Consider the following 21,309-nt stretch of genomic DNA (forward strand, 5'->3'; position numbering starts at 1 on the left):
TCCCCCGTCACCGGAACCGGTCGCCACGACCGGTCCGGGCTTCATCGTGCCCGGGCCCCGCGATTCCCGCTGAGGGCTGTGGACAAGCGGCGGCTTGGGGAAAAAGCCGTCACCCCTTGAGGTGAGACGAGGTCAGGCCTCGCCCGCGGCGATCACGTACTGGGCCCGTACCTCCCGGTACCGCAGCAGCTCCGCCGCCACCGGCTCCAGGACGCGGGCCCGGCCGCAGCACGCGGCGGCGCTGCGCAGCCGGTGCTCGGTCTCCAGCCCGTACCCGCGCGCCGGCCCGCGGGCCGCGAGCCGGCCGCACCAGGCCAGCACCGGGCCGGCCAGGCCGCCGCCGGCCATGAGGGCCGCCGGCGCCCACCAGGGGCCGCCCGCGAAGTCCCCGGTCACGTCCCCCACCATCCAGGCCAGTCCCAGCAGTTGCACCAGTGACAGCATGCCCTGGCCGGCCGCGACCGCCGCCCACCAGCGGGGCCGTACCGTCTGGGAGCGGGCGCCGCCTCGCCGGCCGCCGCCGCTCGTCGGCCACACGCCCGTGCGGCCGCCGTCGGCGCGCCCCACGCCCGTCGGCGGCTCGGCGCCGCCCGCGCTGACGGGCCGCCGCGCGCCCGGCACCTCGGCCGCCGACGCCGTGGCGGCCACCTCGTCCAGGGCCTCGGCCAGTCCTTCCGCGCCCCGGGCGGCCGCCTCGCGCACCGCCTGCGCCCAGGGGTCCGGCAGCCCGGCGGACGCCTCGTACGCGAGGGCCCGTACGGCCTGCTCGACCAGCGGCCGGGAGGCCGTACGGCGGGGCGCCGGGCCCGTACCGATGCCGCTCGGGCCCCTGGCGTCACCTACGGCGCACGCGTCACCGTCGCCGTCGCCGCCCCGCGCCGTGCGCGGCGCGAATCCGGCGAACCTCTTGCACCACTCGTAGCAATAGCGCAGTCGCGTCCACGCCGTACCGCAGGCCCGCTCGGCGTCCCGGCGCCACGCCCGTTCCGCGGCGAGCCCGGCCGCCTGGGCACCGACCGCCTCCGCCAGCCGGTCCTCGAACTCCTGCCGCGCCCGCTCGGTCAGCCCCGGCCGCACGTCGGTGACGTAGGCGGGCCGCAGCCGGGCCGAGACGCCGTCGACGTCGGCCGTCAGCCGCAGCTCCGCCGCGTTCCGGCGGGCCACGAAGGCGCCCAGGGCGTCGCGCAGTTCCCCCACGCCCGCCCCGGTCAGCGCCGACAGGGCCAGCACCGCGGCCCCGGGCTCGCCGTGCTCGCCGAGGGCGATGCCGTCCTCGTCCAGCAGCCGCCGCAGGTCGTCCAGCACTTGGTCCGCGGCGTCCGCGGAGAGCCGGTCCACCTGGTTGAGCACGACGAACGTCACCTCCGCGTAGCCCGCCAGCGGCCGCAGGTAGCGCTCGTGCAGCACGGCGTCCGCGTACTTCTCCGGGTCCACCACCCAGATCACCGCGTCCACCAGGCCGAGCAGCCGGTCCACCTGCTCGCGGTGGCCGGGCGCCGCCGAGTCGTGGTCGGGCAGGTCGAGCAGCACCAGCCCGGCGAGTGCCGGGTCGTACGGCCGCACCGGCTGGCGGCGGGCGCGGGCGGGGATGCCCAGGCGCTCCAGCAGGCCGTCCGCCCGGTCGCTCCACGCGCACGCGACGGGCATGGCAGTGGTGGGGCGGCGGACGCCGGCCTCCGAGAGCTGGGTCCGGGCGAGGCTGTTGAACAGCGTGGACTTCCCGCTGCCCGTCGCCCCCGCGATGGCCACGACGGTCAGGTCCAGCGCGTGGCGGTGCCGGGCGGCGGCCTCCTCCAGCACGCGCCCCGCCTCGGCGAGCGTGCGCCGGTCCAGGCGGGCGCGGGAGAGCCCGACCAGTTCGCGCAGGGCGTCCAGGCGCGGCCGCAGCGCGAGCCCGACCGGCGAGGGCGAGGGGGCGATGCGGGGCACGGCCGGGGGCGCGGACTCCGGCAGGAGCCCGGCGTGGGCGGCCCGGCGCGGTGGGGGCTCCGGGCGGGAGCGGCGGGCGATGAGGCCGTCGTTCCAGTAGCGGTCGGGGCGCGCCGCGGGGCCGAGGCGCTCGGCGCAGACCATGCGCTCCGCGTCGCCTTCGTGCGCCCCCGGTTCCATGGAGGCGCCGGCGTCGGTGTCGTTCCCGGTCCCGGTCCCGATGTCGTCCACGGGGTCCACGGGGTCCACGGCCCGGCCATCGTCCCTTGTGGACACGGCCGTCACCTCTCCTTCTGCAACAGGGACAGCGCCGCGATGAGCTCCACCTGGTGGTCCGGGGTCATCTCCAGTGCTTCGAGCGGCCCCGTACGGCGGTCGCGCTCGGCGTCGAGGACCTGCTCCAGGCAGTCGGCCAGCAACTGCCCGCCGCGGTCGCGCAGTCGCAGCGCGCGCTGGGCGCCGTAGGCCGACGCCAGCGTCGCGCCCGCGCCGGCGGCCCGCCGGCCGCCCAGCAGCGCCGCGGCCAGCAGCGCGGCGGTGCGCTCGCTCTCGGCACCCTTGTCGCGCTCGGCGGCCCGGACCTCCTCCTCCGCGATCTCCTCCAGGCACCGCCGCCACCGGCGCACGGCCACGCCCACCCGGGCGCGCATCCCGTCCGGGTCGCGGGGGCCGAGGGCGTCCACGGCGGCCGGGTCGCTCTCGCAGAACGCGGCGATCTCCTCGTCGGCGGCGTCCGCGGCGCAGATCAGCAGCGCGACGACGGAGCCGGTCAGGGCGGTGAGCAGTTCGTCGGGGGTGCTGTCGTCGGGGTAGCCGCGCCAGTGCGCCAGGGCGTCCCCGGCCAGTGCCTCGCCGGCCTCGATCTCGCCGCGCACCCGCTCGATCGCCCGCCCGTAGGCGTCCTCCACGCGCTGCAGGGTTCGTACGGCGGCGGCGTGCTGCACGGCGAAGGCTCCGGCGAGCCCGGGGAGCCGGGAGCCCAGCGAGGACAGCACGCCGCGCGCGGTACGGGCGCTGGCGACGGCCCTGGCGGCGGGGTCCTCGGCGCGCTGGGCGAGCCAGGCGCGCAGCCCGGCGACCGCGGTGGAGGGCAGCAGTCCGCTGCCGTCGGCGGATTCGGGCAACTCCGGGATGGTGAAGCGCGGCACGTCGCCGAGGCCGGCGTTCTCCAGCAGCGCGTCGTACTGCCGGGAGACCTCGACGGCCACCTGGTGCGGCACCCGGTCCAGCACGGTCACGAGCGTGACGTCGTACTCCTTGGCCGTGCGCAGCAGGTGCCAGGGGACCGCGTCGGCGTAGCGGGTGGCGGTGGTGACCAGCACCCAGATGTCGGCGGCGCAGATCAGGGCGGCGGCCAGGTCGCGGTTGCGGGCGACCAGGGAGTCGATGTCGGGGGCGTCCAGCAGGGCGAGGCCCCGCGGCAGGGAGCGGTCGGTCTCGATGCGCAGGGCGAGCGGGGTGTCCTCGTCCTCCTCGGGCTCCGGGAGGGCCGCCGTCGCCTCCTCCTCGTCGACGCCCTCGGCGGCACAGGCGCCGGCGGCGCCGTCCTGGGCCGGCACCCACACCCGGCGCAGCCGGGGCAGCACCCGGGGGCCGGCGAACCAGTGATGGTCGTCGGGATGGCAGACCAGGACCGGGGTACGCGTGGTGGGGCGCAGCACCCCCGCCTCGGTGACCCGCCGCCCCACCAGCGAGTTCACCAGCGTGGACTTGCCGGCCCCGGTGGACCCGCCCACCACGGCCAGCAGCGGCGCCTCCGGCGCGCACAGGCGGGGGATCAGGTAGTCGTCGAGCTGCGCCAGCAATTCGGCCCGGTTCCGGCGGGCCCGGGCGGCGCCGGGAAGGGAGAGCGGGAAGCGTGCGGCGTCCACGCGGTCACGCAGTGCGGACAGCGCGTCGAGCAGTCGGGGCCGTACGTCCAAGGTCGCCACACGTGCAGAATGCCCAACTCTGGGGTGATTTTGAAACATATTGGCCTTCGGGCGCACAGCGTGGCGCACGGGGCCCAGGCATAACGAGTAGACAACACCCGCTTCCCGGGACGTCAAAAACGATGCGAAAATCGCACCTGCCTGCGATTATCAGGACCGCTTCACCGAACCTCCACATCGTGCTACGGAGGTGAAGCAACCGGGACGAGGTACGCGGAGCCCTATCCTTGTCCCCGGCAAGGTCACGGCACCACCGAGCCCGGGGCTTCAGCCGTCCGCGACCGCCGCACACACCGGCCCCCGTAGCTCAGTGGATAGAGCAGGCGCCTTCTAAGCGCTTGGCCGCAGGTTCGAGTCCTGCCGGGGGCGCTCGCTCCACACCGTACGCCCCTCCCCCCGGGAGGGGCGTTTTTCGTCGCCCGAGGGGCGGCGCGGTCAGAGGGTGCGGCGCACCGCGCCCAGCCAGAGGGTGTCGCGGGCCCGGGTCATGGCAACGAAGAGCTGGGCACGCTCCAGCTCGGCGCGCTCGCCGGCGATGTCCTCGTCCGCCGGGCCGGGGCCCAGGGGCGGGGCGTGGTCGGGCAGGTAGACGTGTGCGAACTCGAGTCCCTTGGCGCGGCGGTAGCTGCCGACCTTCACGGCGGCGACCGGGCGACCGTCGTAGCGGTCCAAGGAGCACTGGGGGATGCCCGCGCGCTCCAGCAGGTGCTGGTAGTGGGCGGTCTCCCGGCGGGAGCGGCACAGCACGGCCGAGTCCGGCCAGGTGGGCTCGCCCCGCTCGCGCAGGGCGGCCAGCAGGGCCCGGTCGTGCTCGGCCGGGGTGCGGCAGACGGATCGCAGGACCTGGCCCCCGTGGTAGGCGAGATCCACCTCGCGCAGACCCGCCGTACGGGTGCCGTCGATGTCGTCGAAGGCGTCGTCGGCGACGACGGCCAGCGCGGCGCCGAGGATCTCCCTGGCGTTGCGGTAGTTGGTGCGCAGGATCTGGCCGCGGTCGCCGCGCACGTCGATGCCGGCGTCCGACAGGCGGAAGCCGCCGGGATAGACGGCCTGCTGGCCGTCGCCGACCAGGAGCAGGCCGTTGGGTGCGTCGCCGACCAGGGCGTGCAGCAGGCGCACGCCCACCAGGGTCAGGTCCTGCACCTCGTCGGCGATGACGGCGGCGTACGGGGAACGGCCCGGGCGGGCGCGGGCCTCGGCCAGGGCGAGCGCGAGGATGTCGTTGAAGTCGTGCACGCCGCGCCGGATGCGCACCCGCTCGTACTCCTCGTACAGCGCCCAGACCGCCTCGCGGTGCGGGCGGCGCAGGTTGGTGCGGCGGCGGTGCCGGCGCAAGGTCGCGTACTCCTCGAAGCGGGTGATGCCGCGGCCCTTTATGACGCGGTCGATCTCCTCGTGCCAGTAGCCGGGCGAGGGGTCGAGGGAGGCCAGGACGCTGTGCCGGCCCAGGTGCAGCCAGGCACGGCTGAAGGCGTCCTCGGCCTTGCCGCCGTGCAGGTTGTGCGGGATGCCACGCTCGTCGAGGAAGCGCTGGGCCCACGCGTGCAGGCTGCGGAACTCCACCCGGTCGGCGACGGCCGGCGACATCGTGCGCAGGAACGTGCGCTGCACGCGCGGCAGGTTGCTCGCGAAGGTCACATACAGGATCCGGCCCGTCGTGCGCTGGGCCAGGTGCGCGGCGCGGTGCAGGGCGACGACGGTCTTGCCGGTGCCGGCGGGGCCGCTCACCCGGGCCGGGCCGGACCAGTTGCGCCGCACCAGGGCGAGCTGGGCGGGGTGCAGGAAGGTCATCCACTGCTCGATCGGGCCGCTGCGGGCCGCCTCCACGGCCGCCTCGCACAGGCCGTCGAGGTCGAACAGGGCCTCGGCGGGGGCGCCCGGCGCCACCCCGTGCGCGCCGGGGTGCTCCTCCGGCAGCGCCGAGCTCTCGTACGCCGGAAAGACCTGCGCCAAGTGATCGGCAACCGCTCGTACGCCCGGCGGCGTCAGCCGCGCGCGCTCGGCCAGCAGGGCCGGGCCCACCTCCCGCTCGCCCAGCAGCCGCACCCGGCCCAGCTCGCCGGTGAAGGAGCGGCCGGCGAAGACCATGACCGGCTGGACGGCCACCGGCGACATGCCCAGCGCCGCCACGGCCGCCTCGGCCAGCCGCGTGACGGCCAGCAGCTTGCCGATCTCGCCGTCGCGCCGCTGCCGGCCGGCGGTCAGGTGCCCCTCGGCGGCACCGGGCGGCGCCTGCCAGTTCTTGACGTCGATGACGAAGACGCCACCCGGGCCCACCAGCAGCATGTCCACGTTGGCCGACCGCGTCCCCGGCCAGCGCCGGTCCACCAGCAGCCGCCAGCCGCGGCCGGTGAGCATCAGCAGCTGGGCCGCGACCTTGCGCTCGCCCTCGCTGGCCGCCTCCCACCGCCGCGCCTCGCGCTGCGCCGCGAGCAGCTGCTCGCGCAGCTCGCGCTCGTGCCGCCGGGCCTCCTGGGCCCTGACCGATGCCGATCCCCCAGCCACCATCGCCCGCCCCCCTTGCCTGCATCCTCCCCCAGAACTTGCATATATACGCAAAGTGATGATCCTACTGCTCCCCGAAGTCGCCGTCAGGGCAGCAGGTATCGTCGCCCGGACGGGCACGGAGCCGGGGGACGGAACAGCACGACACGGGAGGGCCAGCCATGCCGGACGCACAGGCGTCGCCGTCGCACGTCCTGCTGCGGGACGACGCCACCCGGTGGGCCACCGCCCCGCCCGAGCGGACGGTGCTGGCGGTCATCCACAACGTCACCTCCGCCACGCGGCTGCTGGACCTCCTGGCCCCCTTCGAGGGGGACAGCCGGGTGCAGGTGCTCTTCACCTGCACCGGGTCGTCGGCGTTCGACGCGGGCATACGGGAGTTCGTCGCGGCCCGGCAACTGCCGTACGTTCCCTGGGAGGAGGCGAAGCGGCAGAAGTTCGACCTGGCGGTGAGCAGCAGCCGGGGCGGCGAACTGCAGGCGATAGACGCCCCGTTGATCGGTGCGCCCCACGGCGCCGGTTACAATAAATACTTGCCCCGGACACCGGACACCGGACACCGGACACCGGACACCGGACACCGGACACCGGAAGCCTTCGGCCTGGATGCCGAGTGGCTCACCCACGACGGCGAGCTGATCCCCTCCGCCGTCGTCCTGTCCCACGACGAACAACGTGAACGCCTGCGCCGCGGCTGCCCGCAGGCCGTGCCCGCCTCCGTCGTCGCCGGCGATCCCTGCATGGACACCCTGCGCGCCGGCCTGCCCTTCCGCGAGGAGTACCGCGCCGCCCTCGGGCTGCTGCCCGGGCAGAAGCTGCTCGTCCTGACCTCCACCTGGGGCCGGCACTCCCTCCTCGGCGCCGACTTCGGCCTCGTACGCCGCGCGCTGGCCGAACTGCCGCACGACGAGTACCGCGTGCTGGCCGCCGTCCATCCCAACGTCTGGTACGGCCACGGCGGCTGGCAGGTGCGCACCTGGCTGGCACCCTGCCTGCGGGCCGGGCTGCTGCTGCCCGCGCCGGAGAGCGACGTCTGGAAGGCCGCCCTGCCGGCCGCGGACGCCTTCATCGGCGACCACGGCTCGCTGACCCTGTACGCGGCGGCACTTGGCATACCCGGGCTGCTCGGCGCCTTCGGCCACGACGTGGTCGCCGCCGGCTCGCCCATGGAGCTCCTGGGAGCGGCACTGCCGCGGGTGGACGCGCACGAACCGCTCGAACGGCAGCTGCGCCGCGCGGTCACCGCCCGCGCCGGTGACGAACGGCTCGCCCGGATCGGCGACCTGGTCACCTCCCGCCCGATGCGTGCGGCGGCGCTGCTGCGCCGCCTGTACTACGCCCGGCTCGGACTCGACGAGCCCGCCGACCCGGCCGTCCCGCGCCCGGTGTCCCTGCCGCTGCCCCTGCCCACCGAGCGGCGCAGCCCGGGCACACCACCAGTACTTGTCGACCACCGCGCCCCGGCGGCCGGCGGCGGGGCGCTCTCGCTGCGCCGGTACCCGGCCGCTGTGCAGGGCGCCCGGGCCGGGCACCTCACCGATCCGCATGTGGTCGCCACCGAGGGCGAGCCGGACGCCCGGTGGGCGCACAGCGCCGACGTCCTGCTCGCCCGGCCGCCGGCGCCCGGCGAGACCCACCGCGCGGCAGCGGCCCGGCTCCTGCAGCAGTACCCGGGCTGCTCCCTGGTCGCCTTCGCGGAAGGGGAGGCCGGCTGCACGACCTACGCGCGCAGTGGGCAGCGGACGACGGCGGCGTGGGAGGCACCGCACAGTCCGGTGTACACGGCGGCAGTGGCAGCCTCGGCCCTGTTTGTCGCCGCCAACACCTCAAACCTTTCGGCGGCCACCCTTGTGGTGGACGTCGCCGACGGCATCCCGCCCGCGCGCCTGACCGTACGGCAGCAGTAGACGTGCAGCGCCCGGTAGAGGCGCGGGGGCCGGGCGGAGCACGGCACTTCGTCTGCGGGCGCGTCGTGGCTTGTCGCGCAGTTCCCCGCACCCCATCGGGGCGCTGCCCGTCTAGTCGGCGCCGAGCCGCTCCTGCGCAGCCGCGGCCAGGGGGCTGCCCAGCGTCCCGTACAGGTGCGCCGCCCGCTGCCAGTCGGTCTCGGCGGCCTCGCGTTCGCCCTCCTGGGCCAGCACGTCGCCGCGCAGCAGCAGGATGTCGGCCTCCTCCTTGGGCGCGCCGCACGAGGCGATCAGCTCGGCGGCCTCGTCCAGCGGTGTGCGGGCCTCGTCCGCGCGGTCGGCGTGCAGCCGGGCACGGGCGTACTGCCACAGGGCCTTGGCCTCGTTGAACCGGTCGGGCAGCGCCGCGAAGAGGGTCCGGGAGCGCAGCAGCAGGCGGGCCGCCTCCTCGTGCCGGTGCTCGGCGCTGCGGGCCCGGCCGAGGTGGAAGGTCAGCAGCGCCCTGCCGCGCGGGTGGTCCACGCCCTCCAGCGCCGCCACTGCCCGCTCGAAGCGGCCGGCGGCGGCTGCCGGATCGCCTGCGCGCAGATCGAGCAGGCCCAGGCCCTCCAGGGCCGAGGAGACGGTCCGGGCGTGACCGGTGGCCGTCGCCTCGCGCAGGGCGTGCCCGTAGTGCTCGCGGGCGATCGCCGTGTCCCCGTCGGCGTCGCGGTCGGCGTGGGCGAAGGCCAGCTCCAGGTGCATGCGGGCCACTGCCAGGCGGTCGTCGCCGTGACGGGCGGCGGCGAGCCCCCGGGCGCACACCGCCGTCCAGTCCGTGTGGTACTTGCGCCGGAAGAAGAAGCCGCGCAGGGCCTCGCACAGCTGCCACACCTGCGCGTACCGCCCCGTCTCATAGGCCAGTTCGACGACGGCCACGACGTTGGCGCGGTCGGCCTCGAAGGCGTCCAGCGCCTCCTGTGCACTGCCGAAGACGCCGGCGAGCTCGTCCGGCCGGGCGAACAGCGGGCCGTATCGCCAGCGCTCGGAGGTCCGCCACTCGACGGCGGCGGCCCGCCGCAAGTACCAGTCGGCGTACGCGTCCACGGCGCCGTCCGGGCCCAGGGTCTGCGCGCGGGCGTGGTCGTGCACCAGGCCGTGCATCCGCAGCCGCCCCTCCTCGCCGGGCTCCAGCAGCCGTTCGCGCTGGAGGGTGCGCACGTCGTCGTCCGCGGCGGCGAGGCGGCGCACGAGGTCGCGGGAGAACTCCGGCGTGGGGTGCAGGCCCAGGGTGCGGTAGAGCCGTGCGGGGCCCGGCGGCAGGGCGGCGTACACGGCGTCGAAGACCTGGGCCACGGAGAGGTCGTCGGGCACGGCGAGTGCCTCCAGCCGCGTACGGCGGTCGTCGAGTTCACGGGCGAGTGCGTGGAGATCCTCCCCGTTCTCCAGCAGTTCACCCACCCGGGCGCCCGCGATCCGTACGGCCAGCGGCAGCCCCGCGCAGGCGTCCAGGACGCCGGTGAGCGCGGGCCGGTCCAGGGCGCCGCCGCCCGCCACGGCGTGCAGGAGCTCGGCGCCGGAGGCGTCGTCCAGGGCGTCCAGGCGGACGGTGAGCGTGCGCGGGTGGCTGGCGCGCAGGCCGGTGAGGGCGAAGCGGCTGGTGACGACGACCACGCTCGCGGGATGGCCCGGCAGCAGCGGGCGCACCTGACCGGGGTTGACGGCGTTGTCGAGGAGGACGAGGGCGGGGGCGTCCGCGGTCAGCGAGCGGTAGCGGGCGGCGAGGCCCGCGAGGTCGGCCGGGCGGTCGCCCTGCGGACCGGACAGCTCGGTCACGAAGCGCTCGAGGACGGCGAGGGGGTCGCGGGGGCCGAGCGGGCCCGTGGGGGCGAGGTCGTCCTGGAGGTGGCCGCCGGGGAAGGCGGGGCCGAGCCGGTGCAGCCAGCGCAGCGCGGTGGCCGTCTTGCCCATCCCGGGCAGGCCCGTCAGGACGACGACCAGGGGCGCGGTCGCCTCGCCGCGTTCGCGTTCGTCGAGGGCGCGCCCCAGCTCGGCGAAGACCGCGGTGCGGTCGACGTAGACGTCGGGCGGGGGAGCCAGCAGCCGCGGCGGGCGCCGCTCGGAATGCCCGTACATCACGGTGTGGGCCTGGATCACCGTGTCGTGGTAAATGCCGCCCCGGATGGTGTTGCCGCCGTCCCCGCCCATGCTCCCCGCCCGCCCCGCCATCGGTTCAGGGAAGCGATCCTACGTGCGGTCACGTGCGCCTGACAGAGCATCACCTCTTGACGCCCGCATCTCTTGACGCCCGCGCGTTCTCCCCGGGAAGGGCGAGGGCGCATGGCGCCCACCGGTCCGAGGACCGGGGACGCCATGCGCACTCGGTGTGCGGTCGCGGGCCGGGGAGCGCCCCGCGACCGCAGGACCGGCGTCGCCGGGCGTGCGTCAGCCGGCGATGCAGACGTTGCCCGACGCCGCGTTCAGCAGGCCGACGATGTCGATCGAGTTGCCGCAGATGTTGATCGGGATGTGGATCGGGACCTGGATGACGTTGCCCGAGATGACACCCGGGGAGCCGACGGCGGCACCCTTCGCTCCGGAGTCGGCGACAGCTCCGCCGGAGACACCGGCGAGCGTGGCGCCGACGGCGGCGGTGACAACTGCTGCCCTGGCGATTCGTGACATGGGGAGACACCTTTGCTTGGTCGTACGGGACGGGCACCCGGCCCGTGAGGGCCGGGAGCCCGGATCAACGTGCGATGACAACAAAGGTTTCGTCCATGAAGCGTCCGGGTGATCCCGATGTGGGCCGATCAACAGAATGAGTGGGTTTCCCATTGGCTTCCCACCTGGCAGGGTGCCTTTCGTACATGCACTCCGGCCGCTTCGACCAAAGGAATGACCGGCGCACATGATTGGCACGCTGCTGCCCTCACCCATCCAGACGGCCGAGGCGTTCGAGGACCCTGCCGAGAGCCCTGCCCTCTTCCCCGAGGAGGAGGCCCTGATCGCCCGCGCCGTGGACAAGCGGCGCCGGGAGTTCTCCACGGTGCGGGCCTGCGCCCGCACCGCCCTGGGCCGCCTCGGCGTGGCACCGGCGGCGATCATTCCCGGGCAGCGCGGTGCGCCGCAGTGGCCGCAGGGGGTCATCGGCAGCATGACGCACTGCGCGGGCTACCGGGGCGCGGCCGTGGCGCTGTCCGGTGACGTCCTGACGATAGGCGTGGACGCCGAGCCCAACCTGCCGCTGCCGCAGGGCGGTGTACGGGGCCTGGTGACGCGCCCGGAGGAGCACGGGTGGCTGGCCCGGCTGGAGGCGCAGCGGCCCTCCGTGCACTGGGACCGGCTGGTCTTCAGCGCCAAGGAGAGCGTCTACAAGGCGTGGTTCCCGCTCACCCGGCAGTGGCTGGACTTCCAGGACGCCGTCATCGAGGTGGACGCCGACGCCGGCACGTTCACGGCCCGGGTGCTCAAGCCGGAGCCGCTGCGGGCGGCGACGGGCGGCCGGCTGGCCGGCTTCGAGGGACGGTGGCTGGTGCGCGACGGGCTGGTGCTGACGGCGATCGCGGTGCCGGCGGCCTAGGACCTGTCAGGTGCGCCCCTTCGGGGCGCTGCCCGGTCCCCCGGACACGCCGGGCGAACGGGGCGTCCGCGTGCCTTCTGTACAGCGCGCGCCGGGGGCGGTTACATCGGGGGCGGGCCAAGGAAGGACCTGCTTTCGGAGGCAACCATGCGCAGGATCGCGATCGTCGGCGCGGGCCAGGCGGGGCTCCAGCTGGCGCTGGGGCTGCAGGCGGCCGGCGGGTACGAGGTGACCGTGGTCGCCGCCCGGACGCCCGAACAGATCCGCGGTGGACGGGTGCTCTCCACCCAGCTGATGTACGGACCGGCGCTCGCCCTGGAGCGGCGGCTCGGCCTGAACCTGTGGGACGGGCAGGCCCCGCCCATCGAGGGCATCCAGCTCAATCCCACCGACCCGCCCGGCACCCGCTGCCCCGGCCGCTCGGTCACCGCCCGGCTGGAGAGCCCCGCCCAGTCCGTGGACCAGCGGGTGAAGACGGCGCGCTGGCTGGAGCTGTTCGCCGAGCGCGGCGGCCGGGTGGAGTACCGGCAGGTGGCCGGGGAGGACCTGGCCGCCCTCGCCGCCGCCCACGAGCTGACGGTGCTGGCGACGGGCCACGGCCCGCTCGCCGAGGTGTTCGGCCGGGACGAGCGGCACAGTCCCTACGCGCACCCCCAGCGCGTCCTGGCCTGCCTGTACCTGCACGGCGTGCGGCCCGACGCGGGGCTGCCGCCGTCGTTCCTGCGCATGTACGCCTTCCCGGGCGCGGGCGAGTTCTTCGTCCTGCCGGCGCTGACCGGGTCCGGGCCCTGCCGGATCCTGCTGTGGGAGGGCAACCCGGGCGGGCCCTTCGACTGCTGGGGGAACGTTTCGGGGCCGGGCGAGGCGCTGGAGCGCTCCTTGCACCTGCTGCGCTCGTACGCGCCGTGGGAGTACGAGTTGTGCGCCGGGGCCGAGCCCACGGACGCCGGGGCCCTGCTCGCCGGCAGCCTGACGCCCGTGGTGCGGCACCCGGTCGCGGAGGTGGCGCCGGGCAGCCATGTGCTGGGCATGGCGGACGCGGTCGTCCTCAACGACCCGCTGTCGGGCCAGGGCTCCAACAACGCGGCGCGCTGCGCGGACCGCTACCTGCAGTCGGTCCTGGAGCGCGGCGAGCGGCCCTTCGACCGCGCGTGGATGCACGAGACGTTCGCGGCCTGGTGGGAGCACGCACGGCACGCCAGCGCCTTCACCAACATGCTCCTCGACGCCCCGCTGCCTCCCCACGTGCAGCAGATCATCACGGCCGCGGCCATGCACCCCGCACTCGCCCACCGCTACGTCAACGGCTTCGCCGACCCGGCGGACTTCCAGGAGTGGCTGATGGACGCCGACCGGGCGGAGGCCTGCCTGGCGGCGGTGGCGGGCGGCGGCACCCCGCAACCCCTGGGCTAGCCTGGCCGCATGAGTACGACGGGAGCGGCGCCGCCCCGCACGGCGGCCGGTACGAGCGGCGGCGTCGCCGCACGCCGCGACCGCCCCGCCGGCCAGGGCGCGGTGGTGTGCGCCGTCTCGGCGGGCGGCGGCCTGGGCGCCGCGGCCCGCTACGGCGCGGGGCTGCTGTGGCCGACCGCGCCGGGCGCCTTCCCCTGGACCACACTGCTGATCAACGCGGTGGGCTGCGCCCTGATCGGCGTGCTGCTGGTGAGCCTGACCGAGCGCGCTGCGCCGCACCGGCTGACCCGGCCCTTCCTGGGCACGGGCGTGCTGGGCGGCTTCACCACCTTCTCCACCTACGCGGTGGACATCCGGCAGCTGGCCTCCGGCGGCCGCACCGGCAGCGCCCTCGCCTACCTGGCGGCGACGCTGCTCATCGCGCTCGCGGCGGTGTGGGCGGCCGCAGCGGTGACGCGCGCGTACCTGCACCGGGGGCGGTCGTGATCCTGCAGGGCCCTGCACTGCGTCTGACCGTGGTGGTCGGTGAGTCCGACACCCACGGCCACCGGCCGCTGTACTCCGAGATCGTCCACCGTGCCCATGCGGCAGGGCTGGCCGGTGCGAGCGCCTTCCGTGGCATCGAGGGCTTCGGCGCCTCCTCCCGCATCCACACCTCCCGTCTGCTGTCGCTGAGCGAGGACCTGCCGGTGGCGGTGACCGTGGTGGACACCGCGGAACGGGTCCGGGCGTTCCTGCCCGTGCTGGCGGAGCTGTCCGTGGCCGGCCTGATCACCCTGGAGGAGGTCGAGGTCCTCCACTACGGCGAGGCCGTGACCGGTGGGAGCACCGAGGGGCAGCCCGGGTGAACTGGCTCCTCGTCGTCGCCGGCGCCATGGCCGGCGCTCCGCTGCGCTATCTGACGGACCGCTTCGTGCAGTCGCGCCACGATTCGGTCTTCCCCTGGGGCACGTTCACGGTGAACGTGGTGGGCTGCCTGGTCCTGGGCGTGCTGACGGGCGCGCTGCCCGACGAGCGGTGGCGCCTGCTGCTGGGCACCGGCCTGTGCGGTGCCCTGACGACGTACTCGACGTTCTCCTACGAGACCCTGCGCCTGGCCCAGGACGGTGCCCGCGCGTACGCCGTGCTCAACGTCGCGGCGAGCGTGGTGTGCGGCGTGGGCGCCGCGTACGCGGGGGTGGCCGTGGGCCGGGGCCTGGGGTGAGGGGGCCGGCGGCGCGTCAGCCCGGGTGGGCGCCGACGGTGTCGCGGATCTCGGCCCCGAGGCCGGAGTCGCCCTCGCGGGCGCAGTGGGCGCAGCAGAAGAAGCGGCCGGAGACCTCGACCCCGTGGCCGATGATGCGGGCGTTGCAGTGCTCGCACGAAGGGGCCAGCCGGGTGATCGCACACTCGAAGCTGTCGAAGGTGTACGTCTGCCCGGTGACGGTCTTGATCTCGAAGGCCAACCAGTAGTCGTTGCCGCAGGTGTCGCAGCTTGCCATGGACTGCTCCGTCTCGACGTCTCGAACGACCCCCCTTCGGTCAGCGGGGGCGGTGCCCCGGCGTGATGGTTCCCGGCAGCGCGGGGGAGGTGGCCGGGGCGGGTGCGGCCTTCACTCGAAGGTGCGCGGACCGCCCGGCTCAGCCGTCGTCCGGCTGGCCCAGGTCCGCATTGACGATGGCGCGCAGCGCGGCCAGGTGGGCGTGGTAGGCGGCGCGGCCGGCCTTGGTGAACTTCAGCCACACCCGCTGCCGCGTGTCACGGACGGCGCGCCGCTGCTCGACGTACCCGGCGTCGGTGAGGACGGTGACGTGCTTGCTCAGCACGGACGGGCTCACGCCCAGCGCCTCGCGGACGGTCGAGAACTCGATCTCCTCGACGGCGTCGAGCACGGCGCAGATCCGCAGCCGGTTGGGCGCGTGGATCGTCTCGTTGAAGCCGTCGTCGGCAGCGGTCACTGTGCGGGTATGCCCTTCGTGCGCGCGTTCCGGTCGAGGACGTGGACGCCCCCTCCGGCGAGCAGGCCCGCGGGCACCCATATCCACGGTGTGCCCGTCCAGTGTTCCAGGGCCAACGCGGCGAGGTAGGTCAGCAGGCCGATGGCGGCGGCGACGGCCATGGAGCGCTTCATGGCCGGGTGCAGCCGGTGCCGCACACCGCTGGAGCGGACCTGGAGGACGAGGGTGGTGAGCATGCCCACGTACATCGCGGCGAGACCGACGAGGTCCAGCGGCTCGGGCAGGAGGTGGGAGAAGTAGACCCCGGCCAGGCCCAAGGAGAGCGCCACGCCGTAGCGCCGGTCGGGCTCGATGGAGCCCACCGCCGCGCGGGTGCGCTCGGCCAGCGCCAGGGCTTCGGCGGCACTTTCGCGCGTGGGCCTGGCGGGCACGGCGGACGGGTCGGGGCGGGACGAGTGCGGGTACGCACCAGCATCAGTTGCCATGACGGAAAGTGAACCACGCACTTTCCGTCATGGCAACTGGAGAGTTTCCGTTGTGGAAAACCTCGCCGCCCGGATGGGTGAAGGACTCAGCGCGCCCCGAAGACCTGGGTCCAGCGCGGACCGCCCGGGGCGCGGTTGATGCCGATGCCGATCTCCTTGAAGGAGCAGTTGAGGATGTTCTTGCGGTGGCCGTCGCTGTGCATCCACGAGTCCATGACCGCCGCCGCGTCCGCCTGCCCGTACGCGATGTTCTCGCCGTAGGTGCTCCACTGGTAGCCGGCCGCCGTGATGCGGTCACCCGGGCCCTTGCCGTCCGGGTTGGTGTGGTTGAAGAAGTTGCGGGCCGCCATGTCGTCGGAGTGGCCCTGGGCAGCGGCGTCCAGGAGGCTGTTGGACGTCACCGGCGAGCACCCGACCTTGGCGCGCTCGGCGTTGACCAGCGCCACGACCTGCTGGGCCGCCGAGCCGCCGCCCGGGTTGGGCGCAGGCGCCCGGGTCGCGGGCTTGCGGGTGGGCGCCGGCTCCGAGTCGGACTTGCCGGCCGGGGACTCGCTCGCCGGCTTCGACGCGGACGGCGAGGCCGAACCGCTCGGCGAGGCGGAGGCCGAGGCGGACGCGGAGGCCGAAGCGCTCGGCGACGCGGACTGCGAGGGGCCCGAACGCAGCGGCGACGGCTCCTGCGCGCTCAGCTGCTTGAGGCTGCCCGGGGCGTCGACGGCCTGGGTGCGGTCGGCGCCGTCCGGGGAGTCCTGGAAGAAGTAGGTGCCGCCCAGCACCCCGCCCGCAAGGAGCGCCAGCACGCCCGCCCCGACGGCGACGCGCCGCCCGCCGCGCCCACCGCCCGCGCGGTGCCCGCCGCCGCCCCGGCGGCCGGCCGCCCGGTGCCCACGGGCCCGGGCCGGGGCCGAGGCCGCGGCCGCCCCGGATCCGGACGAGGCAGGGAAGGCGGTGGTGTGACCCACCGAGCCCGCGGAGCCCATCGACCCCGCCGAAGCCGCGTGCACCGTCGTGCCCCTGCCCCACCAGCCGAGCAGCGCGCCGCCCACCGGCACCAGGCCGAGGCCGGCCAGCAGTCCCTCGGCGGGCACGAGCGCCGACAGGGCGCCGGTGCAGCGGCCGCAGCCGCGCACGTGCCGGGCGATGCGCTTGCGCCACAGGGCGGAGGGGATGCCGTCCCAATGCGCGACGACCTCCGACAGCTGGGCGCAGCGCGGTTGCGCCGCGAGGGCCTGGACCACGCCCCGCGCGATGTCGAGCTGGGCCTTGGTGCGCTGGATGCGTACGGCCGCGTGCTGCGGGGTCAGCTCCAGTGCGGCGGCGACCTCGGCGCGGGTGAGCTCGCCCGCCGCCTCCAGCCACCACAGCGACAGCACGTCCTGTTCGCCCTCGTCCAGCCAGCGCGTGGCCTCGGCGGCCTCCCTGCGCTGCCCCTGCAGCCCCAGCCGGACGATGGTCAGGTCGACGAAGTCGGCCTTGGGGTCGGCGACTTCGCCCACCACGTCGTGCAGGCCACTGACGGGTGCCTCGGGGTGCGGCTCCCGGCAGTGGCTGCGTATCTGGTTCATGGCTATGGCCACGACCCAGGAGCGGAAGCTGGCGGCGTCGCGCAGTCCGTCCAGGCCGTTGATCACGCGCAGCATGGTCTCCTGGACGACGTCGTCGACGTCCGCGTGGCCGTTCAGGGCCCGCCCGACGATGTTGTAGACCAGCGGCAGGTGGGTGGCGACGAGCTCGTCCTGTGCCGCCGTGTCCCCGGCCCGGGCCGCCTCGACCACGGCCACGTTCACACTCTCCACGCCCGCACCTCTCTGTCGTACCGCCACGTTGGCGTCCGTTCCGACACCTGGGAGACCCGCGGCGGACCGGCCGATAACAAAAAGCCGGGGGCGAATTTACGGAGGTTTCCGGGACCATTGTGTGAAGTGTGAGTGGCCTCACGTTTACACACCGTCAGAAATGGTCAAGGGCGGCGCGAGCTCCGCCTGCGGCCGCGCCCGCCCGGGGCGAGCGCCTGCGCGAGCTCCTGCAGGGCGTCGACCAGCAGCTCCGAGGCCCGTACCGGCACGCCCTCGTCGCCCTCGCGCACGCGCCACTCGGCCAGGGCCGCGCGCGGCCCGGACCAGTCCAGGACCCGGCGCTCGCGCACGGCCGCCTCCGCCGGCGGCAGGGCCTCGCGCAGCGCCGCGGCGAACCGCCCCGCGCCGGCCGACGGCTCGGCGCCGCGGTCCGGCAGGTGCGCCTCCATCAGCATCGTGACGCGGCCCATCGTCGTCAGCGCCGCCTCCGCCTCCCGCTCGGCCTTGCGCGAGATGCCCCGGTGGCGCACGGGTTCCTGCTGCGCGCGGGCGGCCGCGTCCTCCCACTCCCGGCGCGCGGCGCGCGCGTCCAGCAACACCTCGCGCACCCGGCGCGCGGCCCGGTCGGCGGGGCGGGCGTACGCGTCGAGGACGGCGAGCGCGTACTGGCCGTTGGCGGCCAGCCAGTCCGCCAGCCGGTCGCGCAGCCGGGGCGTCTCCCACGTGGGCCACAGGGCGTACGCGACCATGGCCAGCGCCCCGCCCAGCAGCGTCAGCGCCAGCCGGTCCTGCAGCGTCTGGGACCAGCCCTCGCCGGCAATGCCCAGCAGGAAGACGATGTACGCCCCGACGCACGTGGAGACGACGATGTAGCCGGTGCGCATCAGCAAGTACTGCAGCGCCACGGTCGACACGGCCAGGCCGGCGCTGACCCACGGCCCCGGGTGGAACAGCGCCATCAGGCCGGCACCGGCCCACACACCCACCAGCGTGCCCGCGAAGCGGGCGACACCGCGCTGGAAGGTCTGGGCGAAGTCCGGCCGCATCACCATCACCGAGGTCATCGGCGCCCAGTAGCCGTGCCCCAGCGGCAGGGCGCTGCCCAGCACATACGCCGCGCACGAGACCACCGCCACGCGCACCGCGTGCCGCCCCACCGGCGAGGACCACCGTGCCTCGCGGCGCAGCGCGCGCCAGGCCACCGGCAGCAGTCCCGCCCCCGTGGGCCGCAGCAGGTGCCGGCGCTCGGCCTCGGGAACCGGGCCCGTGGCGCGTACGGGCTCGTCGCTGGCCTCCACCGCGTCGCCGAGCAGCGCGGCGAGCCGCAGCGCGCTGCGGCGGGCGGGGCCGGTCAGCCGCCAGCCGGACTCGGCCTCCTGCAGGGTGGCCACGGCCTCCGGCGGCAGCCGCACCGGCTTGCCCCAGCGGATCGCGCGTGCCACCGCGTCCAGGACGGTCGCGGCCGCGGCCAGCAGGTCGCGGACCTGGTCGCGCTCCGGTCCCTCGGCGGGCGCGCCGAGGACGGGGTCGGCGAGCGAGGCCAGGACGGGCCGGATGCGCTCGGCCACGCCGCGCGGACCGCCCAGCTGGCGCGGCCGCGTCCGGGCCTGGCGCGGCGTCAGCACGGCGGCCTCGCGGGCCTCCATCAGCGGCTGCGGGTCGAAGGGCGCCACGGGGTCGTGGCGCAGCCGGCGCGCGTAGTCCGCCTCCGCGGCGAGCGCGTCCGCGAGCACGTCGCGCTGACGGCCCCAGGGGCGGATGGGGAAGAGCAGGATCAGCGCCGCCTGCACCACGCCGCCGAAGACGATGAGCGCGGCGTGCTCGGCCGCGCCGGCGACGGAGGAGGGCAGGGTGACGGTGACGAGCATGACGGCGATCGTCTGGGTGGCGACGAAGCCGGAGACCGGGCCGAGGGCCCAGGCGAAGCCCGACAGCAGGGTCCACGCGGCCAGGAGGACGACGAAGAGGGCGTGGTGGGCGGCGGCGAGATAGCCGATGAAGGTGCTGACGCCGAGTCCGGCGGCGACGCCGAGGGCCAGCAGGGGGCGGGGGCGCCAGCTGCGCTGGAAGGTGACGATGCCGGAGGCGAAGGCGCCGAAGGCGGAGGAGACGGCGAGGGAGGGGGTGGCCAGGGCGAGCAGGAGGCCGATGACGACGGCCACGCCGCAGGCGCCGCGCAGGGCCAGGAGCGGCTCGAGCCGGGCTCGCTCGACGGTGAGCCCGGCGCGGGCGGTCTTCTTCAGTGCGGTCGCCCAGCCCATGGGTGGAGCTTACGGTTCCGCTTCGTGCGGGGCCGGTACGCGGGGCGAGCCGCGGTGCGAGCCGGGGCCGCCTACTTGTGGCTCGGGAAGCCCAGGTCCACACCCGCGTCCGCCGGGTCGGGCCAGCGGGTGGTGACGACCTTGCCGCGGGTGTAGAAGTGCACCCCGTCGTTGCCGTAGACGTGCAGGTCACCGAAGAGCGAGTGCTTCCAGCCGCCGAACGAGTGGTAGCCCACCGGCACCGGGATGGGCACGTTCACGCCCACCATGCCCGCCTCCACCTCCAGCTGGAAGCGCCGGGCCGCACCGCCGTCGCGGGTGAAGATGGCGGTGCCGTTGCCCCAGGGGGAAGCGTTGATGAGGGCCACGCCCTCCTCGTACGTCGCGGCGCGCAGCACGCACAGCACCGGGCCGAAGATCTCGTCGCGGTAGGCGTCGGCGTCGGTGGGCACGTTGTCCAGCAGGGACAGCCCGATCCAGTGGCCCTCCTCGTACCCGGCCGGCGGGGTGAAGCCCGTGCCGTCGAGGACGACGTCCGCGCCCTGGGCGGCGGCGCCGCGCACGTAGGAGGCGACCTTGTCGCGGTGCGCGCGGGTGATGAGCGGGCCCATTTCGGAGGCGGGGTCGTCGCCGGGGCCGATCCGCACCTTCTCGGCCCGTTCGCGGATCTTCGCCACCAGTTCGTCGCCGGTGCCGCCGACCGCCACGACCGCCGAGATGGCCATGCAGCGCTCCCCCGCCGAGCCGTAGGCGGCGGAGACGGCGGCGTCGGCGGCGGCGTCGAGGTCGGCGTCGGGCAGGACCAGCATGTGGTTCTTTGCGCCGCCGAGCGCCTGGACGCGCTTGCCGTGCGCGGAGGCCGTGGTGTGGATGTGGCGGGCGATCGGCGTCGAGCCGACGAAGGAGACGGCGGCGACGTCGGGGTGCTCCAGGAGGCGGTCGACGGCGGTGCGGTCGCCGTTGACGACGTTGAGCACGCCGTCCGGCAGCCCGGCCTCGGCGGCGAGCTCGGCCAGCCGGACCGCGGCCGAGGGGTCCTTCTCGCTCGGCTTGAGGACGAAGGTGTTGCCGCAGGCGACCGCCAGCGGGAACATCCACATGGGCACCATCGCCGGGAAGTTGAACGGCGTGATGCCGGCGACCACACCCAGCGGCTGCCGGATCGCCGCCACGTCCACCCGGCTGGCCACCTGCGTCGACAGCTCGCCCTTGAGCTGCGTGGGGATGCCGCAGGCCAGCTCCACGATCTCCAGGCCGCGGGCCACTTCGCCCAGCGCGTCGGAATGAACCTTGCCGTGCTCGGCGGTGATCAGGCGGGCCAGCTCCTCGCGGTGGGCGTCCAGCAGGGCGCGGTAGCGGAAGAGCACGCCGGTGCGGGTGGCCAGCGAGGACGTGCGCCACGTGGCGTACGCGGCCTTGGCCGCCGCGACCGCCGCGTCGACCTCCTCGGCGGAGGCGAAGGCGACGCGCGTGGTGACGGCGCCGGTCGCCGGGTCGGTCACCGGGCCGTACGTGCCGGAGGTGCCCTCGACGGACTTGCCGTCGATCCAGTGGTGGACGGTCTTCATCTGCTCGACCTCTC

17 protein-coding genes and 1 tRNA gene are annotated in these 21,309 nt (G+C 75.1%); 7 read left to right on the forward strand and 11 right to left on the reverse strand.

Translation table 11 applies throughout. The annotated features are described in order from the left end of the window. Positions 1–132: 132 nt before the first annotated feature. Both ABD361_RS09385 and ABD361_RS09390 read right to left on the reverse strand, forming a co-directional pair. Positions 133–2,109: a GTPase gene (locus ABD361_RS09385; RefSeq protein WP_425583189.1), complete on the reverse strand. Its 1,977-nt coding sequence runs from the start codon at positions 2,107–2,109 to the stop codon at positions 133–135. 101 nt (positions 2,110–2,210) lie between these two features. After that, positions 2,211–3,851 (reverse strand): dynamin family protein, encoded by a 1,641-nt coding sequence (locus ABD361_RS09390; RefSeq protein WP_344434605.1) that lies wholly within the window; start codon positions 3,849–3,851, stop codon positions 2,211–2,213. A gap of 305 nt (positions 3,852–4,156) precedes the next feature. On the opposite strand from ABD361_RS09390, the gene ABD361_RS09395 reads away from it, so the two are divergent. Then, a tRNA-Arg gene (locus tag ABD361_RS09395) sits at positions 4,157–4,229 on the forward strand. A 66-nt stretch (positions 4,230–4,295) separates the two neighbouring features. On the opposite strand, the gene ABD361_RS09400 is transcribed toward ABD361_RS09395, so the two are convergent. Further along, positions 4,296–6,368, reverse strand: a complete 2,073-nt coding sequence (locus tag ABD361_RS09400; protein WP_344434412.1) for a nuclease-related domain-containing DEAD/DEAH box helicase — start codon at positions 6,366–6,368, stop codon at positions 4,296–4,298. 158 nt (positions 6,369–6,526) lie between these two features. Here ABD361_RS09400 and ABD361_RS09405 point away from each other — a divergent pair, with 158 nt between their 5' ends. Beyond that, the gene (locus ABD361_RS09405; protein ID WP_344434413.1) at positions 6,527–8,272 is read left to right on the forward strand and encodes a hypothetical protein; all 1,746 of its coding nucleotides are present in this window, start codon (positions 6,527–6,529) and stop codon (positions 8,270–8,272) included. A gap of 111 nt (positions 8,273–8,383) precedes the next feature. On the opposite strand, the gene ABD361_RS09410 is transcribed toward ABD361_RS09405, so the two are convergent. After that, a complete protein-coding gene (locus tag ABD361_RS09410) occupies positions 8,384–10,459 on the reverse strand; it encodes a hypothetical protein (protein ID WP_344434414.1) in 2,076 nt (691 codons plus the stop codon). Positions 10,460–10,696: 237 nt separating this feature from the next. Beyond that, the gene (locus ABD361_RS09415) at positions 10,697–10,936 is read right to left on the reverse strand and encodes a chaplin (protein ID WP_344434415.1); all 240 of its coding nucleotides are present in this window, start codon (positions 10,934–10,936) and stop codon (positions 10,697–10,699) included. Positions 10,937–11,162: 226 nt separating this feature from the next. Here ABD361_RS09415 and ABD361_RS09420 point away from each other — a divergent pair, with 226 nt between their 5' ends. The 5 genes from ABD361_RS09420 to crcB all read left to right on the forward strand — a co-directional run bounded on the left by ABD361_RS09420 (position 11,163) and on the right by crcB (position 14,451). Continuing rightward, positions 11,163–11,834, forward strand: a complete 672-nt coding sequence (locus ABD361_RS09420) for a 4'-phosphopantetheinyl transferase family protein (RefSeq protein ID WP_344434416.1) — start codon at positions 11,163–11,165, stop codon at positions 11,832–11,834. Between the two features lie 147 nt (positions 11,835–11,981). Next, complete coding sequence (locus tag ABD361_RS09425; protein ID WP_344434417.1) at positions 11,982–13,247, forward strand: styrene monooxygenase/indole monooxygenase family protein; 1,266 nt, start codon at positions 11,982–11,984, stop codon at positions 13,245–13,247. A gap of 9 nt (positions 13,248–13,256) precedes the next feature. After that, positions 13,257–13,733, forward strand: coding sequence for a fluoride efflux transporter FluC (locus ABD361_RS09430; RefSeq protein WP_344434418.1), 477 nt, complete (start codon positions 13,257–13,259; stop codon positions 13,731–13,733). Beyond that, positions 13,730–14,095: a DUF190 domain-containing protein gene (locus tag ABD361_RS09435; protein WP_344434419.1), complete on the forward strand. Its 366-nt coding sequence runs from the start codon at positions 13,730–13,732 to the stop codon at positions 14,093–14,095. Before ABD361_RS09430 ends, ABD361_RS09435 begins: the two co-directional genes overlap by 4 nt. Next, positions 14,092–14,451 (forward strand): fluoride efflux transporter CrcB, encoded by a 360-nt coding sequence (crcB, locus tag ABD361_RS09440; RefSeq protein WP_344434420.1) that lies wholly within the window; start codon positions 14,092–14,094, stop codon positions 14,449–14,451. The genes ABD361_RS09435 and crcB overlap by 4 nt, the downstream gene beginning before the upstream one ends. A gap of 16 nt (positions 14,452–14,467) precedes the next feature. Here crcB and ABD361_RS09445 read toward each other — a convergent pair whose 3' ends face one another. The 6 genes from ABD361_RS09445 to ABD361_RS09470 all read right to left on the reverse strand — a co-directional run bounded on the left by ABD361_RS09445 (position 14,468) and on the right by ABD361_RS09470 (position 21,295). Further along, the gene (locus ABD361_RS09445; protein ID WP_344434421.1) at positions 14,468–14,728 is read right to left on the reverse strand and encodes a Prokaryotic metallothionein; all 261 of its coding nucleotides are present in this window, start codon (positions 14,726–14,728) and stop codon (positions 14,468–14,470) included. Between the two features lie 139 nt (positions 14,729–14,867). Beyond that, positions 14,868–15,185, reverse strand: coding sequence for a transcriptional regulator (locus tag ABD361_RS09450; RefSeq protein ID WP_344434422.1), 318 nt, complete (start codon positions 15,183–15,185; stop codon positions 14,868–14,870). Beyond that, on the reverse strand, positions 15,182–15,670 hold the full coding sequence (locus tag ABD361_RS09455; RefSeq protein ID WP_344434423.1) for a hypothetical protein: 489 nt from the start codon (positions 15,668–15,670) through the stop codon (positions 15,182–15,184). Before ABD361_RS09455 ends, ABD361_RS09450 begins: the two co-directional genes overlap by 4 nt. Positions 15,671–15,756: 86 nt before the next feature. Then, positions 15,757–17,466 carry a sigma-70 family RNA polymerase sigma factor gene (locus ABD361_RS09460; protein ID WP_344434424.1) on the reverse strand — a complete coding sequence of 570 codons (1,710 nt, stop codon included), beginning with the start codon at positions 17,464–17,466 and terminating at the stop codon, positions 15,757–15,759. 164 nt (positions 17,467–17,630) lie between these two features. Further along, a complete protein-coding gene (locus tag ABD361_RS09465) occupies positions 17,631–19,727 on the reverse strand; it encodes an FUSC family protein (RefSeq protein WP_344434425.1) in 2,097 nt (698 codons plus the stop codon). Positions 19,728–19,798: 71 nt separating this feature from the next. Continuing rightward, positions 19,799–21,295, reverse strand: a complete 1,497-nt coding sequence (locus ABD361_RS09470; RefSeq protein WP_344434606.1) for a CoA-acylating methylmalonate-semialdehyde dehydrogenase — start codon at positions 21,293–21,295, stop codon at positions 19,799–19,801. Positions 21,296–21,309: the final 14 nt, after the last annotated feature.

Origin of the sequence: Streptomyces luteosporeus, assembly GCF_039532865.1 — a bacterium.
GTDB classification, from domain to species: Bacteria; Actinomycetota; Actinomycetes; order Streptomycetales; family Streptomycetaceae; genus Streptomyces; species Streptomyces luteosporeus.

Bases quoted from the DNA above. Each gene is read 5' to 3' on its own strand.
- ABD361_RS09470 (WP_344434606.1), bottom strand. From the start codon at position 21,295: ATGAAGACCGTCCACCACTGGATCGACGGCAAGTCCGTCGAGGGCACC.
- ABD361_RS09465 (WP_344434425.1), bottom strand. From the start codon at position 19,727: ATGGGCTGGGCGACCGCACTGAAGAAGACCGCCCGCGCCGGGCTCACC.
- ABD361_RS09430 (WP_344434418.1), top strand. From the start codon at position 13,257: ATGAGTACGACGGGAGCGGCGCCGCCCCGCACGGCGGCCGGTACGAGC.
- ABD361_RS09400 (WP_344434412.1), bottom strand. From the start codon at position 6,368: ATGGTGGCTGGGGGATCGGCATCGGTCAGGGCCCAGGAGGCCCGGCGG.
- ABD361_RS09385 (WP_425583189.1), bottom strand. From the start codon at position 2,109: ATGGAACCGGGGGCGCACGAAGGCGACGCGGAGCGCATGGTCTGCGCC.
- ABD361_RS09455 (WP_344434423.1), bottom strand. From the start codon at position 15,670: ATGGCAACTGATGCTGGTGCGTACCCGCACTCGTCCCGCCCCGACCCG.
- ABD361_RS09415 (WP_344434415.1), bottom strand. From the start codon at position 10,936: ATGTCACGAATCGCCAGGGCAGCAGTTGTCACCGCCGCCGTCGGCGCC.
- ABD361_RS09410 (WP_344434414.1), bottom strand. From the start codon at position 10,459: ATGGGCGGGGACGGCGGCAACACCATCCGGGGCGGCATTTACCACGAC.
- ABD361_RS09405 (WP_344434413.1), top strand. From the start codon at position 6,527: ATGCCGGACGCACAGGCGTCGCCGTCGCACGTCCTGCTGCGGGACGAC.
- ABD361_RS09425 (WP_344434417.1), top strand. From the start codon at position 11,982: ATGCGCAGGATCGCGATCGTCGGCGCGGGCCAGGCGGGGCTCCAGCTG.
- ABD361_RS09420 (WP_344434416.1), top strand. From the start codon at position 11,163: ATGATTGGCACGCTGCTGCCCTCACCCATCCAGACGGCCGAGGCGTTC.
- ABD361_RS09445 (WP_344434421.1), bottom strand. From the start codon at position 14,728: ATGGCAAGCTGCGACACCTGCGGCAACGACTACTGGTTGGCCTTCGAG.